The following is a 15,074-nucleotide window of genomic DNA, read 5'->3' on the forward strand; positions in this document are numbered from 1 at the left end:
AGAAGAGAAGGACAGGATAATTCATTCTTTAAAACGAATAGGGAGGAATCTTTCAATGACAATCGATTTTAAAAAAGAAGTCGAAGCACGTAAAGATGATCTATTAGCGGATCTATTCACTTTATTGCGCATTAAAAGTGAACGTGAAGACGACAAAGCAACCAAGGAAGCACCATTCGGACCTGGTCCGGTCGAAGCATTAGAAAAAATGCTTGAGATCGCAGAACGTGATGGCTTTACAACCAAAAATGTCGACAACTATGCCGGCCATTTTGATTACGGTGACGGGGACGAAACCTTAGGAATCTTCGGTCACTTAGATGTGGTACCTGCTGGTGACGGTTGGGATTCAGATCCTTACGAACCAGAAATTCGCGACGGCAAATTGTATGCCCGTGGTTCAAGCGATGACAAAGGCCCATCAGTTGCGGCTTACTATGCGGTAAAAATCATTAAAGAATTAGGCCTGCCAATCTCTAAAAAAATCCGTTTCGTCTTCGGTACTGACGAAGAAAGCGGCTGGGGAGATATGGATTATTACTTTGAACATGAAGAAAAACCGGACTTTGGTTTCTCACCAGATGCCTACTTCCCAATCATCAACGGTGAAAAAGGGAATGTAACTATGATTCCTCATTTTGACGGTACTAACGGAACTTCTTACGTATTAGTAAGCTTCGAAGCTGGTTTACGTGAAAACATGGTTCCCGGCAATGCTGTTGCTGAAGTAAAGGTTGCAGACACAGACGCTGCTGAAAAATTAGCAAAAGACTTCGCAGACTATGTAGAAAACAATCCAGTCAGCGGAAAAGCAGACGTATCTGGTTCAACAGTTACACTGCATCTAGATGGAAAAGCTGCTCATGGTGCTAGTCCTCAGCTAGGTACGAATGCTGGTACATTCTTGGCAGTGTTCTTAAACAATTATGACTTCGACAAAGGTGCGAAGGCCTTTATTGAAAACAGCGCAAACTACATCCATGAAGATGTTTACGGAAAGAAATTAGGCGTTGATTTCAACAATGAAAAAATGGGCGAATTGACCATGAATGCTGGAATCTTCAGCTTCAAGGATGGTCAAGACAACGACAACCGTATTACCTTGAACTTCCGTTATCCTAAAGGCACGACAGCAGAAGAAATCAAGGCAAAATTAGAAGAATTATTTGGCTCAGCCGTGAAAGTGACTCAAGGCGGACATCATATGACCCCTCACTATGTACCAGTAGATGATCCATTGGTATCTACATTGTTGGATACTTTTGAAGAACATACAGGTATCAAAGGGGAAGAAATGGTCATCGGCGGCGGAACATTTGGACGTCTATTAGAACGCGGTGTTGCTTACGGTGCACAATTCCCTGGCTTTGAAGATACCATGCACCAAGCCAACGAATACATGTCAGTTGAAGACATTTTGAATTCTGCAGTGATTTATGCAGATGCAATTTATCGTTTAGTTAAGTAAGCAGACGATGAAACGCCCCCCACAATTTGTGATTGTGGGGGGCGTTTCTTGTAAAAAAGAAGCGCTGATCAGGATTGGCATAAATGAGATTCCTGTTGTATGCTTTTTGAGAAAGCAGTAGATAATAGGGAGAGGGATTAAATGAAGAAGAGACCAATTATTTTAAGTACAGATCCAGGAATTGATGATGCAGTAGCAATCGCGCTAGCCCTTTTTAGCGAGGAGCTGGAGGTAAAGCTGATTTGTCCGATTTTTGGAAATGTCAGTATAGAAAACACAAAAGCCAATACCGAAAAGCTGTTAACTCTCTACCAAAAGAAGCCTAAAATCGTAATGGGAAGCTCGCGGCCGCTTTTAAGAGAACCGATCAATGCGAGCGAGATTCATGGAGAGTCAGGAATGGACGGCTACAAGTTTCCTGATCCGACCATTTTTACAGATAATACCCAGACAGCAGTCGAGGCTATGCATGAGGTGGTGGAGCAGGAAGAGAAGACTACGCTGGTCGGAATTGGGCCATTAACGGACCTAGCTCTGTTTATTCATCTCTATCCGCAAGATCTAGCGAAGATCGAGCAAATCGTTGTGATGGGCGGCAGCTTAGGACGAGGAAATTACGGAGTGTTGTCTGAGTTTAATTTTGCGGCCGATCCTGAAGCGGCCAAGATTGTTTTCAATAGCGGCGTGCCTATTCGAGTAGCACCACTAGAAGTAGGTGATCAAGCAAAGATCATGCCTAAGGTTGCGGCCAAAATCAAAAGCTACGGGGAAATTGGAGAAATGATTTATCAATTGTTTACGAAATATCGCAGCGGCAGCTTTGAAGCTGGTTTAAATATGTATGATGCGCTGGCGATCGCTTTAATTTTGAAGCCGGAGATATTTGAGCTGGCTGAAACGAGAGTTGAGATCGAGACAGCCGCTACCTACACTTATGGCGCCTCGTTGATCGACCTTAACAATTATCTAAGCCTGCCGGCAAATGCAGAAGTAGCCGTCAACGTCGAAGCACAGCTGTTTGAACAATGGTTTATTGATACTCTGGCAAGGACTGCAAAATAAGAAGACCTGTTTTGATACTTTCCCTTTGGGTATTAAAATAGCGTATGCCGATTTATTGGCATACGCTATTTCTATTCACTGATGATGCGATCAATACTTAAAACAGCACCAGTCTTGGCATCTGCTGTAAATTCATAGGCCACCAACTGATTGTCTTCTGTTCGAGTGATTCCGCCCGAAAGAACATCCATCGTGATCGCAAATTTTTGCTTGTGCTCCGTATCAAAGGAAATCCAAGACCCTTCGATGGGACCTTCCTTCAAAAAAGCTTCTTTGATTTGATCTAAAACTTTATCTGGGGACATTTTTTGTTTTTTTCGATAATAATGGTTCGCAGCGATACCTGCAGCTAAGCCGATTGATGAGCCGACGGCAAGGCCTTGTGCGAATTTTTTAGTCTTCTCCATAGTACCCTCCTCCTTGTTAGTCTTATTTTTAATACGGTAGTCCGTTTTCCGCTAAACTACAAGTAAAACAGACAACGAATCGATTTAGTCTACGCCTTATTCTACCATTGTTACAATCAAATTTGAAAAGGATATGTCATTATTTCTCATAAAAATGGAAAGTCTGACGAGATTATCAGATTTGTTTCTGACTGAGTGACCTTCTTTCTCAAAAAGAACGAAAAGTGTATAATCAAGGTAGTAAATGAAAAGGTCGTGACGGAATGATTATTCCAAAAAGTATTGAAGAGTTAGCCGATTATGCACAAAAAGGGAAGAATGTGTTTTTCTTTACTGCGGACTGGTGTGGTGATTGCCATTTCATCAAGCCTCAGATGCCGGAGATCGAAGCAGAATTTCCGCAGTTTAAATTTATTCAAGTGGATCGGGATGAGTATATCGATGTGGCAGCAGAGTGGAATATCTTTGGAATCCCTAGTTTTGTCGTAGTAAATGATGGGGAAGAATTAGGCCGATTGGTCAATAAAAATCGTAAAACCAAGGACGAAATCGCTGGCTTTTTACAACGAGTGGAAGGGTAGGAGATCCTTATGTTCACACAATCATATCAAAATATCTTAGTGGGAATCGATGGCAGCGATCAAGCGATGGAAGCATTCAAAAAAGCATTAGCCGTCGCTAAACGAAATCAAGGTACCGTTTATGTCGCAAATGTGATCGATCATCAAATCTATACGTTCATGAGTTATTCACCATTGAACGAAAACATCATGGATCAGCTAGCCGCAGACGCCAAAGAGCTGATCAATCAGTGCAAGGCAATTGGAAAAGATTTTGGTTATACAAAGATCGAAGGAATCATCGCTTATGGCTCAGCGAAAGAAGCTATGGCAAAAACCTTGCCTGAAAAATACGACATTGATTTAGTGATGGTCGGACAATCTGGATTAAACGCGGTTGAACGCTTTATGACTGGCAGTGTTGCCAGCTATGTGATCAAGGAAGCGTTGTGTGATGTATTGATCGTTCATCCAAGTGCCGAATAAAAGCTGGCTTGACCAGCTTTTTATTTGAGAAAAAAGATGAAAAAAATCTCATGCAAAAGTCCCATTAGATTTGTTAAGATACGAGAGGACGACGACTGGAGGTAAAAACGTGATTTTTGCGTATAATAAACAAAATGTTGGCGATACATTAATGGTAATCGTCAAAAACGATGAAAACAAAGAAAACAAAACTGAAAGAAAAGGTGCCGTTGCACGTATCCAAACGACTGATGGTACAACAGTAGCCTGGAACTTTTTCAATGTTTCTGACTATCTAGCGCTTCATGGCAATGGTCAAGTAGAGCTGACAGAAACAGAGATTGAAGTATTGAATGAGCAATTAAAGTTGGCTGGATTTGAAGAACGCTTAGTTGCGGATCTCTCACCAAAATTTGTAGTGGGCTATGTAAAGACGTGTGTAGATCACCCGGATTCAGACCACCTGCATATCACAGAAACAGAGATTGATGGCGGTGAAACATTGCAAATCGTTTGCGGCGCGCCGAATATTGAGGCTGGACAAAAGGTCGTTGTAGCCAAACCAGGTGCTATGATGCCGGACGGTATGATGATTTGGCCGGGTAGCTTGCGTGGTGTAGAAAGCTTTGGGATGATTTGTTCAGCGAAAGAGCTGCACTTGCCTAATGCACCTGAGAAAAAAGGCATCTTAGTTTTAGATGAAGACGCTAAGGTTGGCGAAAAATTTCAAGTTGGCAAATAGAAAGAAGCACCACTTTAACATCCAGATGGATTTTTAAAGTGGCGCTTTTTTTATTTATAGACAGGTAAGTAGAAGAGCTGCTGAAGTGATTCTTCAGCAGCTCTTCCCATTGTTCCTATTGGTTACTTTTCTGTTGTGAGTTTGATTTCAATGAATTTGCATCAATGCTCAATTTAACTGAAACAGTATTTTTCTTGTCTTGACGATAGTAAGTAATTTTTACAGTATCGCCCACTTTGTGTTTATACAATTCAGATTGCAATTCGACACCTGACGAAACGTCTGTATCATCAATTTTTGTAATTACATCATATTTTTTCAAGCCCGCTTGATCAGCTGGGGTAGACGATTGAACACTGCCGATAACGACACCTTGAGTAACAGAGCTTGGCACCTTAACAATCTCACTAACTTGTTCCGTTGACAGATCAGAAAGATTAGCCATCGTGATACCTAGCGCTGGACGAATGACTTTTCCATCTTTTTCTAGTTGATTGATAACATTTACAACATCGTTACTTGGAATAGCAAAACCAATACCTTCAACGCTGACATTTGATTCTGTTTGAACAATCTTACTTGAGTTGATTCCAACTACCTGTCCAGCCATATTAACTAGCGGACCGCCAGAGTTACCTGGGTTAATCGCAGCATCTGTTTGAATCGCATTGATGTTGACCGTTTGGCCTTCATCATTTTGGTTGACTACTTGGCGGTTCAAGGAAGAGATGATTCCAGAAGTAACAGAGTTTGCATATTGAGAACCTAGCGGAGAACCTAATGCAATCGCTGGTTCACCAACCTTCAAGCTGCTGGAATCACCAAAGGTAGCCGGTTTGATGTTAGCCACTTTATCAGATTCTACTTTTAAAACAGCCAAGTCAGTATAAGGATCTGTCCCAACCAAGGTTGCTTTAACTTTCGAGCCGTCTTTTAATAGTACTTCGAGCCCATCTTGTTTTTCCACAACGTGATTATTTGTTACGATATAGGCTGTTTTACCTTCAAGCTTGTAAATAACCCCCGAGCCTTCTGAAGCTTCCTCAAGCTGACCATTATCATCCTGCGATTGCTGGTCGTCATTTCCATTGCCGAAAATATCAGAGAAGCCGCCTAAGCCGCTTTGTGATTGCTGTTTCTGCAAGTTGATAACAGAAACGACTGCATCTTGTACTTTGCTGGCCGCTTCGGTAATATCAGAATTCACATCAACCTTCATATTGCTGACTTTTGTATTGCCGGCACTTGGCGAACCACTCGCATTTTGGTTATTTGGGGAAAGCAGCGAACCATTCGCTACATAAAAAATTCCAAATGTTAAAACGGCACCGAGCACACCGCCTAATAAACTAATCCCAAACCGTCTAAAAAAACCAGGTGACTTTTTGGGTGTTGGGGTAATATCTTTTCTTATCATATTTTCCTCCACCTCTACTATAAATTAAGTTATATTGAGTATAGTATTTTTGTATAAGCTAAGTCTACTACAGCGATTTGACTTTTTTATGAAAAAGTTTCGGAGGAAAATGTAGATAAATGATAAAAAAGCTGGTTTTCCACATCGCTAGTGGAAAACTAAGGAAAAAGTTTGTTAATTGTTTGAAGTTTTTTATCCACACAAATGTGGATAAAGTGGATAACTCGGTGGAAAACATATGTTTGTATGTAAGAATACCTGCAAAAAGGGAATAATGCCTCCTTGATCTGTGGATAAACCTGTGATTAGTGTGCATAACTTCGTGGAAAAAAGCCCGCATATCGATTTCTTCCATTTTTAACCAGTGGAAAACCTTTAGTTAAAAATAAGATGACGACTATTTAAAGAAGAAAAGTAACTCTTAAAAATAAAAAAGGTGGAAAAACATGAATATCAAAATTATTTCTGTAGGAAAACTAAAAGAAAAGTATCTTGTCCAAGGAATCAGTGAATATACGAAGCGTTTATCAAAATATTGCAAGATCACATTAGTCGAGGTACCCGACGAGAAGGCACCCGAAAAACTAAGCGATGCTGAAATGATCCAAGTCAAAGAGAAAGAAGGCGACCGCATCCTCGCCAAGATCAAGGATGGCGAATACGTCTTTGCTCTTGCAATCAATGGAAAAAATCCCAGCAGCGAAGACTTCGCCGCTACATTAGAGAAGCTGCAAACCAGCGGGAAAAGCCAGTTTGTTTTCGTCATTGGCGGCTCACTCGGTCTTAGCGATCAGGTTCTAAACCGCAGCAACGCACAAATCTCCTTCGGCAAAATGACTTATCCACATCAATTGATGCGCCTGATTTTAGTGGAACAAATCTATCGAGCATTTCGGATCAATCAAAATGAACCGTATCATAAGTGACCAAATTACTGATTTGTATTGATATCATAGGTTTTTCGGTAGAAAATGCAGGACTAAATGATACGGGTGTTATCGTTGATCCGCAAAGAAATTTAGGGGTAGAGAATGAAATTGTTTGGGAGAACGGAAATTGAAAGAATTGTGTAGTTCGGAAATATAGAAGAGCTAGTGATGTTCCGCATTCAATGAGATGCTCACAAAAAGGAAGTTGTTGGAAATTTTTTCTAACAACTTCTTTAAATTATTGCGACGTTTTTTTATTATATAGTTCTCGACAAGAGGCGGGGGATGTTCCGAATTTTTTCTTGAATTGGCGATAAAAATTACTCTGATCAATATAACCTACTGAAAAAGCGATAGATTCAATTGACATATTAGTTTTTTGAATTAATCTTTTCGCTTTAGATAACTTGATGTTTGCTAGAAATTCTGTAAAAGAATAATTAGTAAAGGATTTTATAATTCTGGATATCTGACGTTCGCTATATGAAAATTCTTCCGATACCTTCGATAAACTAATATCCACAAAATTATTTTGAATGTACTTAATAATTTCCAATTCTTTTTCACTTTTTACATTAGTAAAAAGACGCGAATATAAAGAGCATTCTTCATGTCTTCTCAAAAGTAAAATAAAGAATGCAGATACTAAATTATTAATCATTTCATAACGATATTTCCTGTCACTCTCGCTTTCCTTAACGATATAACTCATGAAATTTTTTAAATTTGTGTCATTTCTTGTATCAAAAAAAATGTATGATTGAATGTTCTTAAATAATGAAAGGGAGAAAAAATTTGAAAGACTATTATCCTTGTTTGCTGCAAAGTCAATAAATTGAGTTTCAAATATTTCATTTCGAATCAAAACATTGTAAATAATTGCGTCGTCAGTAAATGAACTGATTGAATGGATAGTACTTGGGGAAAGTATACATACATCACCAGCTTTCATTTTTAGGGGATCTTTATTAACTTCATTTTCTACTGTTCCAGAAAAAACATAAATAAGCTCAAAATGGTCGTGAGAATGTTTAATCTTTGGCAAATAGCGTAAATGTCTGAAAATCTCAATAGGTTGATTACTTTCAAAGAATTTTTCTGAATGAATCGAGTTTGTTAATAGACGATTGTATAATTTTTCGTACTTGAACATTCTCCCATTCTGAGTAAAGTCTTTTTTTAGGTTGTTCAAATCATAGTTAGTTCCCAATTTAGAATATTCATCTTTAAAATACTGCTCAATCTCCGTTAATTCCATATAATATCTCTCCCCTTTTCAAAATAATATATCGAAGTATGTCCTAATAAGCAATGATACTTTGTCCTTTAAGACTAATGAATTATTCGAGAATGCGTTTACAATAGAGTTAAGAATGATTTAGCTAAACCATTTCGAAAATTTAAAGTGGAGGGAAACAAAAATGAAGTTCAAAGAAGGATTTGAAAGCTGGATTTCTAAATTTGCATCAGCAATACAAAGAAATCAGTATATGCAGGCCATCTCTGGAGGGCTAATGTCGTTAATGCCAATTATGATAGTCGGAGCAATTGCATCGTTATTTGTTGGATTACCTTACCCACCTTACCAAGAGCTGATTGAAAATATTGGCTTGGCTCATCTATTAACTATAGTAACCAAATTGACTACAGATATTATTGCTGTTTATGCAGCCTTTGCTATTGCTTATAAGTTTTCATCGGAAAATAAGCTTGATGGTTTTTCAGCAGGAATGTTTGGGTTGATGAGCTTTCTAATACTTACTCCATTGGGATCATTAAAAGATAATACCTTATATTTACCTTTCGAATGGTTAGGGGGGAGCGGTCTTTTTGTAGCAATGATAGCGGGCTTGGTTTCTGCAAAAGTGTATACCATTGTTTTAAAAAAAGGCCTCTATATAAAGATGCCAGCGGGTGTTCCTTCTACCTTAGAAAAATCATTCGCTTCGATCGTACCAGGTTTTATTATCGCACCAATAATGCTAATTATTACCGCTCTATTTGAACGAACTAGTTTTGGAAGCATTCATGGTTTTATTTTTGGATTGATTCAAACGCCGCTAACAAAATTGGGAGGGAGTCCAGTTGCTTTCATTTTTATGATTTTATTTTGTCATATTCTTTGGGCTTTTGGCATCCACGGAATGAGCATTTTTTTTGCAGTGATGTTTCCAGTTTTAACACCGTTAGGATTACAAAATTTAGAAGCTTATAAAGCAGGCGCAGCACTACCCAATGTTTTGACCTTTGATAGTATCGGCTTTGCATTAATCGGAGGGTCAGGAGCAACACTAGGTTTAGTAATCGCCATGCTATTTAATGCTAAATCAAAACAATATAAAACAATATAAAACAATAGGAAAGTTAGGGATTATTCCCAGTTTATGTGGAATAAACGAACCAATTATGTTTGGAGTCCCTGTAGTGTTGAATCCTCATTTCGTAATTCCTCTTATTGTTACTCCAACAATAACATTCTTCCTCGGATATTTGCTTACTTTGGTAGGGATTTTACCAAGGTTAACGGGTATTGGTGCACCGTTAGGGACACCAATAATAATTCAAGGATTTATGATTGGCGGTTGGAAAATAGCACTTTATCAAGTCGTTGCTACTGTAATTTCCTACTTCATGTACTTGCCGTTCTTTAAGCAAGCAGATAAAGAAGCTGCTTCAGAGGAGCAAGAGAATATCACTGGTAATGCAGAAGAATTGGGAGTGTAAATATGAATCATTGCAAAAAAGGTTTTCCAAAGGATTTTCTATGGGGTGGTGCTACTGCTGCTAATCAAATCGAAGGTGGATTTGATAAAGGTGGGAAAGGACTTTCCACTATGGATATGGTTGAATTTTTCCCACGCGAAAAAAGAAGTAAAGGAAAAATTCTGGATTTACTTTCAAGAAAAGAGATAGAAAAAATTTTAGAAAATGATCTGAACGATGGAAACTTTCCTAAGAGAAGAGGGATTGACTTTTATCACAGATACAAAGAAGATATTAAACTATTTGCTGAAATGGGTTTTAAAGTATTACGCCTTTCTATTTCATGGCCTCGTATTTTCCCAAATGGTGATGACTTTGAGCCTAATGAAGAAGGCTTAAAGTTTTATGATAATGTTTTTTCCGAATTGGCAAAATATAACATTGAACCTTTAGTAACGCTCTGTCACTATGAAATGCCTTTGAACCTAGTTCTAAAATATGGGGGATGGGGCAATCGAAGACTAATTGATTTTTTCTCAAAATACGTTGAAGTAGTTTTTGACCGCTATAAGAATGTTGTTAAATATTGGCTCACGTTTAATGAAATCAACTTAACAACAATCAATCCTTATATTGGCGCTGGTATTCTCGCGGATGAAGCGAAAGATAAGAATATTGTTTATCAAGCTTTGCACCATCAGTTCGTTGCAAGTGCCACAGCAGTCAAGATCTGTCATGAAATCAATAGTGAAGCCCAAATTGGTTGTATGTTGGCACGTTTGGAAAATTATCCTGAAACCTGTGATCCAGAAGATGTCATGGTTGCTCTAAAAGATGATCAATACAATTTATTCTTTTCAGATGTGCAAAGTAGAGGGTATTATCCAGGATTTATCAAGCGCTATTTCAAAGAAAACGACATCAGTATTGTTATTACTCCAGAGGATAATGAGCTATTGGCCAATAATACCGTAGATTTTATTTCTTATAGTTACTATATGACGATGTTATCTAGTAAGAAAATAGACGATGAAAAAAAAGTAAATGGAAATATTTTTGTTGGGATCAAAAATCCGTATCTTCAAAATACTGATTGGGGGTGGCAAATTGACCCTATTGGATTGAGAATTTCACTAAATAAACTATATGATCGCTATCAAAAACCTCTTTTTATTGTGGAAAATGGTCTTGGTGCTCACGATGAACTTGAAGAGAATCTAGAAATTCACGATGATTACAGAATCGACTATACAAAAAAACATCTTCATCAGATGCATGAAGCAATTTGTGATGGGGTTGAAATAATGGGATATACGAGTTGGGGTTGCATTGACTTAATTAGTGCTTCAACTTCAGAAATGTCGAAAAGATATGGATTCATTTATGTTGATCAAGATGACTTTGGAAAAGGAAGTCTAAACCGGTACAAAAAGGATAGCTTTTACTGGTATAAAAAAGTAATTGATTCCAACGGAAAAGACATGTAATTAAAAAAGTATTGCTTTGAAAGATAGCGATGAGGTGAATATTTCGCAACCAATTTTTTCTTTTGGAAAATAAAAAAATAGCAATATAAAAAGGAGATACAAAGTTGTCGTTTTTTAAAAAAGCAGAGTGGATTATCCCTGAAGATAGTAAAGTAAGCATTGAACGTCAATTTTCTCTGAAAGAAATGTTTACGGGGGAAGCAGATATAGAACAAAGTAGTCCAGAAGAAAGGCTGCTTCCACCCAAGTATCTGTTTAAAAAATTTAATACATCAAAATCAGTAAAAACAGCGAAATTGAAGATTACTGCCCATGGATTGTATAAAGCGTTTATTAATGGAAAAAAAGTAACGAATTCGATTTTTACTCCTGACTATACTTCATATGATAAGTATTTAATGGTTCAACAGTATGATGTAACTAAACTTTTAGCTGAAGAGAATACATGGACAATTGTTTTAGCAGATGGTTGGTATGCAGGAAGAGTTAGTGTTCAAGGAGGAAGCGGTCAGTTTGGTGAGGAACTAGGTGTTATTGCCGAATTAGAAATAACTTATGCTGATGAAACTAAATCATTGGTTGGGACAGATGAAAGTTTCTGTGCCTTCACTGGAAAGTATGTCTATAGCGATATTTTCATTGGCGAAAAGCAGGATTTGAGACAAGACATTCCTTTAGATTCAATACCTAAGAAAGGTGTGAAGTCAGTTCGAATACAATCGTATGATAACCATAATCTTTTGTATCAAACTGGTCCACAGGTAAATGAAAGGGAAACATTACCAGCTCAAAAAATTTGGCAAGAAAATGGGTCTTGGATTGTAGATTTTGGTCAGGTAGTTGCAGGATATGTTGAAATGGAGTTATTTCTTGATTATGGTCAAGAAATAACTGTTGAACACAGCGAAGTACTAAATAGCAGTGGCCAATTTATCAATAATATTATTGGTAGAAATAAGGACCAAACCGATAAGTATATTGGTCGAGGTCATAATGAATCTTTATCACCAGATTTTACCTTCCATGGATTTCGTTATATTCGATTGACTGGACTAGAATCAGAGATAAAAAAAGAGCAATTTCAAGCAAAAGTAATTTATTCAGAACTAAAAGAAACAGGAAGATTTTGGAGTTCAAACGAAGACTTAAACAAGCTTATGCAAAATATTCAATGGAGTCAGAAAGGTAATATGATCTCGATTCCTACTGATTGTCCGCAAAGAGAAAGAGTGGGGTGGACCGGAGATACTCAAGTTTTTGTGTCAACTGCTACGTTCTTTTATGACATGAAGGACTTTTTACTTCGATGGTTGGACAATGTCGCATGTGAGCAAAGGTCGGATGGGGAAATATTAGATTATACTCCTGCTCCTAAAGATTTCTATAAAGGAATAGAGTTTACAGGAAGTTTATCATCAGCTGGTTGGGGAGACGCAATCATTTTGGTCCCATGGGAATTGTATTTGAAGTACGATGACATTAACATTTTAAGGACCTATTACAAATCTATGGTTAAATGGCATGAATACTCTAAGAAAAGTGCTGCGGGGAACAAGTCGGGCTATAAAAAATTTATTTGGGATACCAAATTTCATTATGGGGATTGGATGTTTCCAAGTTATATGATGGGAGAAGATCCTCCTGGAGCAATGGCAACAGCGAAAGCTACCAAGGACTTGGTAGCTACCGCATATCTTGCAAATTCTAGTTTCTTACTTGCAAAGATAAGCGACATTTTAGGAAAAGATTCATCTGTGTTCAAAGATTATTATGAAGAAGTGAGAAACGCTTTTAATATTGAATTTGTTAATAATGATGGAAAATTGACATGCTCATATCAAGGGTGTTATGTGCTCACAGTAGCTTTTGACTTAGTAGACGATAAAAGAACTATGATCAATCAGTTGGTTGAGTTAATCAAAGAAAATAATTATCGATTGGATACTGGTTTTCTCTCTATTAACTATTTGTTAGATGTATTGTGTGATAATGGTCAGGAACCAATAGCATTGAAACTTCTTTATCAAAGAAATTGTCCATCTTGGCTTTATGAAGTTGATAATGGTGCAACAACTATTTGGGAATCGTGGACAGCCATCCAACCAGATGGTGAAGTGACTAAAAGCTCATTCAATCATTATGCGTTTGGCTGCGTAGGAGATTGGATAGTTAGAAGAATTGGAGGACTTAAACTTATCAAGCCAGGATATAAGGAGTTTCGGGTTGATCCATTATTACATGAAAATGTCGAAAAATTTGAAATCAGTTTTCGTAGCAAGTATGGAACAATAAGAATAAGTCGATCACTGGATGTTTTAAAAATCAATGTTCCAAAAAGTACAAAAGCTTATCTGTGGAACACTGATAAAGTACTAGAGGAAGGACTTCATACAATCAATTTGAAAGAGGACTTAACATGATAGAATTTGAAAATACCAGAAACCCAATTTTACCTCTATCTATTCATATTCCTGATGGAGAAGCACATGTAATGCCAGATGGGAATCTATATATCTATGGGAGTTATGATGATCAAAATGATGTTTTCTGTAGTGATAAATATCATATAGTTTCTACGGAGAATTTGCATTTATGGAAAGTACACGATGTTGCTTTAAGAGGACAAGATATTAAGTGGTTCAACAATCCAGATTTTCCTAAATATCCTGGTATTGACTGGGAAAAGCCAACACCGTTTATAAGAAAGATGCTATCAAACATGGATAACGTCTCTGAGAAAGAAAAGTTTGAAAATAAGGATGGAGAAGACCTAAAGCCGTTACTGTTTGCTCCAGATGCGATATACAAAAATGGTAGATATTATCTATACTTTTGCATGTCAGATGATAGTGAGGGAGTTGCTGTTTCTGATAAACCGACAGGCCCATTTGAAAATCCAGTTCAATTACCATGTGGTGGGATTGATCCAGCCGTTTTTATTGATGAAGATGGAACAGCATATTACTATTGGGGACAGCTTTTTTCCCACGGAGTAAAATTGAACGATGATATGATCTCATTTGATAGAGAAAAAATTGTTGATGACTTGGTTACAGAGGAAGAGCATTTCTTTCATGAAGGATCTTCAATGCGAAAAATTGGAGACCAATACTATCTCATATATTCTAATATGCAAAGAGGCAAGCCAACATCTTTGGGTTACGCTGTAAGTAAATCGCCGTTGGGACCTTTTGAATACAAAGGGATAATTATTGATAACGCTAACTGCGATCCTTCAAGTTGGAATAATCATGGCTCCATCGAAAAATTTAACAATCAATGGTACGTGTTTTACCATAGATGCAGCAGAGGTGTTCAGCAATATAGGAGACTATGTATTGAACCTATAACAATTAATAACGACGGCACGATTGATGAAGTAAAGATGACTTCTCAAGGAGTGGGAGCACCTTTTAAAAAAGGCGAACCTATCATGGGCTATAATGCCTGTGAATTACATGGAGCATCGTATATAGGAACTTCACATTGCAACGAAGAAAAAATAACGAATATATCAGAAAATGATCAGCTATATTTCAGATATATTGAAAGTAGTGATACATTCGAGAAAATCGAAATTGAAGCTTCTGGGAGTGGTTTAATTAAGGTATATTTTAATGATATTGAGGCCGGAACTATCCGAATTCAAGAAGGAAAACAACTTAATACAGAAATTAATTGTATACCCGGGAAATTTGAGATACGCTTTGATATTATCAAATCAGAATTATTAGAAATCTATCAATACAGTATTAATTAGAAAGGTAAAAAAATTAATAATTATTTTTGAATTAACTCGGATTACAAATATATATTATTCCTATGAGACCCAAT

The 15,074-nt window shown here is 37.4% G+C and carries 14 protein-coding genes and 1 pseudogene; 12 read left to right on the forward strand and 3 right to left on the reverse strand.

The genetic code is table 11. The features are described 5' to 3' along the window. Positions 1-55 precede the first annotated feature (55 nt). Positions 56-1,468 (forward strand): dipeptidase PepV, encoded by a 1,413-nt coding sequence (gene pepV, locus JZO85_RS11215; RefSeq protein WP_207108618.1) that lies wholly within the window; start codon positions 56-58, stop codon positions 1,466-1,468. 141 nt (positions 1,469-1,609) lie between these two features. Further along, on the forward strand, positions 1,610-2,530 hold the full coding sequence (locus JZO85_RS11220; protein ID WP_207108619.1) for a nucleoside hydrolase: 921 nt from the start codon (positions 1,610-1,612) through the stop codon (positions 2,528-2,530). A gap of 71 nt (positions 2,531-2,601) precedes the next feature. Here the strand turns inward: JZO85_RS11220 and JZO85_RS11225 are convergent, their stop codons facing one another. Then, positions 2,602-2,937, reverse strand: coding sequence for a hypothetical protein (locus tag JZO85_RS11225; protein ID WP_207108620.1), 336 nt, complete (start codon positions 2,935-2,937; stop codon positions 2,602-2,604). Between the two features lie 263 nt (positions 2,938-3,200). On the opposite strand from JZO85_RS11225, the gene JZO85_RS11230 reads away from it, so the two are divergent. The 3 genes from JZO85_RS11230 to ytpR all read left to right on the forward strand — a co-directional run bounded on the left by JZO85_RS11230 (position 3,201) and on the right by ytpR (position 4,704). Further along, positions 3,201-3,518, forward strand: a complete 318-nt coding sequence (locus JZO85_RS11230) for a thioredoxin family protein (protein ID WP_207108621.1) — start codon at positions 3,201-3,203, stop codon at positions 3,516-3,518. Between the two features lie 9 nt (positions 3,519-3,527). After that, a complete protein-coding gene (locus tag JZO85_RS11235; protein WP_207108622.1) occupies positions 3,528-3,983 on the forward strand; it encodes a universal stress protein in 456 nt (151 codons plus the stop codon). A 109-nt stretch (positions 3,984-4,092) separates the two neighbouring features. Beyond that, on the forward strand, positions 4,093-4,704 hold the full coding sequence (ytpR, locus tag JZO85_RS11240; RefSeq protein ID WP_207108623.1) for a YtpR family tRNA-binding protein: 612 nt from the start codon (positions 4,093-4,095) through the stop codon (positions 4,702-4,704). Positions 4,705-4,819: 115 nt separating this feature from the next. On the opposite strand, the gene JZO85_RS11245 is transcribed toward ytpR, so the two are convergent. Then, on the reverse strand, positions 4,820-6,121 hold the full coding sequence (locus tag JZO85_RS11245; protein ID WP_207108624.1) for a S1C family serine protease: 1,302 nt from the start codon (positions 6,119-6,121) through the stop codon (positions 4,820-4,822). A 446-nt stretch (positions 6,122-6,567) separates the two neighbouring features. Between JZO85_RS11245 and rlmH the strand changes: the two genes are divergently transcribed. Continuing rightward, a complete protein-coding gene (rlmH, locus tag JZO85_RS11250) occupies positions 6,568-7,047 on the forward strand; it encodes a 23S rRNA (pseudouridine(1915)-N(3))-methyltransferase RlmH (protein ID WP_207108625.1) in 480 nt (159 codons plus the stop codon). Between the two features lie 241 nt (positions 7,048-7,288). Here rlmH and JZO85_RS11255 read toward each other — a convergent pair whose 3' ends face one another. After that, the gene (locus JZO85_RS11255; protein WP_207108626.1) at positions 7,289-8,308 is read right to left on the reverse strand and encodes an AraC family transcriptional regulator; all 1,020 of its coding nucleotides are present in this window, start codon (positions 8,306-8,308) and stop codon (positions 7,289-7,291) included. A 163-nt stretch (positions 8,309-8,471) separates the two neighbouring features. Between JZO85_RS11255 and JZO85_RS11260 the strand changes: the two genes are divergently transcribed. The 6 genes and pseudogenes from JZO85_RS11260 (at position 8,472) to JZO85_RS11280 (ending at position 15,000) form a co-directional block, all read left to right on the forward strand. After that, a complete protein-coding gene (locus JZO85_RS11260) occupies positions 8,472-9,401 on the forward strand; it encodes a PTS sugar transporter subunit IIC (RefSeq protein ID WP_207108627.1) in 930 nt (309 codons plus the stop codon). Then, positions 9,370-9,456 (forward strand): annotated as a pseudogene (locus JZO85_RS23500) (hypothetical protein); the annotation flags it as partial. The gene JZO85_RS11260 and the pseudogene JZO85_RS23500, both read left to right, overlap by 32 nt. Positions 9,457-9,549: 93 nt before the next feature. Further along, on the forward strand, positions 9,550-9,774 hold the full coding sequence (locus JZO85_RS23150) for a hypothetical protein (protein ID WP_242550335.1): 225 nt from the start codon (positions 9,550-9,552) through the stop codon (positions 9,772-9,774). Positions 9,775-9,776: 2 nt separating this feature from the next. Next, entirely contained in the window at positions 9,777-11,240 is a 1,464-nt protein-coding gene (gene ascB / locus JZO85_RS11270) for a 6-phospho-beta-glucosidase (protein WP_207108629.1), read from the forward strand. A gap of 104 nt (positions 11,241-11,344) precedes the next feature. Next, positions 11,345-13,660, forward strand: a complete 2,316-nt coding sequence (locus JZO85_RS11275; protein WP_207108630.1) for an alpha-L-rhamnosidase — start codon at positions 11,345-11,347, stop codon at positions 13,658-13,660. After that, entirely contained in the window at positions 13,657-15,000 is a 1,344-nt protein-coding gene (locus JZO85_RS11280) for a family 43 glycosylhydrolase (protein WP_207108631.1), read from the forward strand. The genes JZO85_RS11275 and JZO85_RS11280 overlap by 4 nt, the downstream gene beginning before the upstream one ends. Positions 15,001-15,074 lie beyond the last annotated feature (74 nt).

The sequence above is a fragment of the Candidatus Enterococcus murrayae genome (genome assembly GCF_017315985.1).
GTDB classification, from domain to species: Bacteria; Bacillota; Bacilli; order Lactobacillales; family Enterococcaceae; genus Enterococcus_A; species Enterococcus_A murrayae.

Excerpts from the sequence above, each read along its gene's own strand:
- rlmH (WP_207108625.1), top strand. The coding sequence starts at position 6,568 with ATGAATATCAAAATTATTTCTGTAGGAAAACTAAAAGAAAAGTATCTT.
- ascB (WP_207108629.1), top strand. The coding sequence starts at position 9,777 with ATGAATCATTGCAAAAAAGGTTTTCCAAAGGATTTTCTATGGGGTGGT.
- JZO85_RS11260 (WP_207108627.1), top strand. The coding sequence starts at position 8,472 with ATGAAGTTCAAAGAAGGATTTGAAAGCTGGATTTCTAAATTTGCATCA.
- JZO85_RS11220 (WP_207108619.1), top strand. The coding sequence starts at position 1,610 with ATGAAGAAGAGACCAATTATTTTAAGTACAGATCCAGGAATTGATGAT.
- JZO85_RS11225 (WP_207108620.1), bottom strand. The coding sequence starts at position 2,937 with ATGGAGAAGACTAAAAAATTCGCACAAGGCCTTGCCGTCGGCTCATCA.
- JZO85_RS11235 (WP_207108622.1), top strand. The coding sequence starts at position 3,528 with ATGTTCACACAATCATATCAAAATATCTTAGTGGGAATCGATGGCAGC.
- JZO85_RS11255 (WP_207108626.1), bottom strand. The coding sequence starts at position 8,308 with ATGGAATTAACGGAGATTGAGCAGTATTTTAAAGATGAATATTCTAAA.
- JZO85_RS11230 (WP_207108621.1), top strand. The coding sequence starts at position 3,201 with ATGATTATTCCAAAAAGTATTGAAGAGTTAGCCGATTATGCACAAAAA.
- JZO85_RS11280 (WP_207108631.1), top strand. The coding sequence starts at position 13,657 with ATGATAGAATTTGAAAATACCAGAAACCCAATTTTACCTCTATCTATT.
- pepV (WP_207108618.1), top strand. The coding sequence starts at position 56 with ATGACAATCGATTTTAAAAAAGAAGTCGAAGCACGTAAAGATGATCTA.
- JZO85_RS11245 (WP_207108624.1), bottom strand. The coding sequence starts at position 6,121 with ATGATAAGAAAAGATATTACCCCAACACCCAAAAAGTCACCTGGTTTT.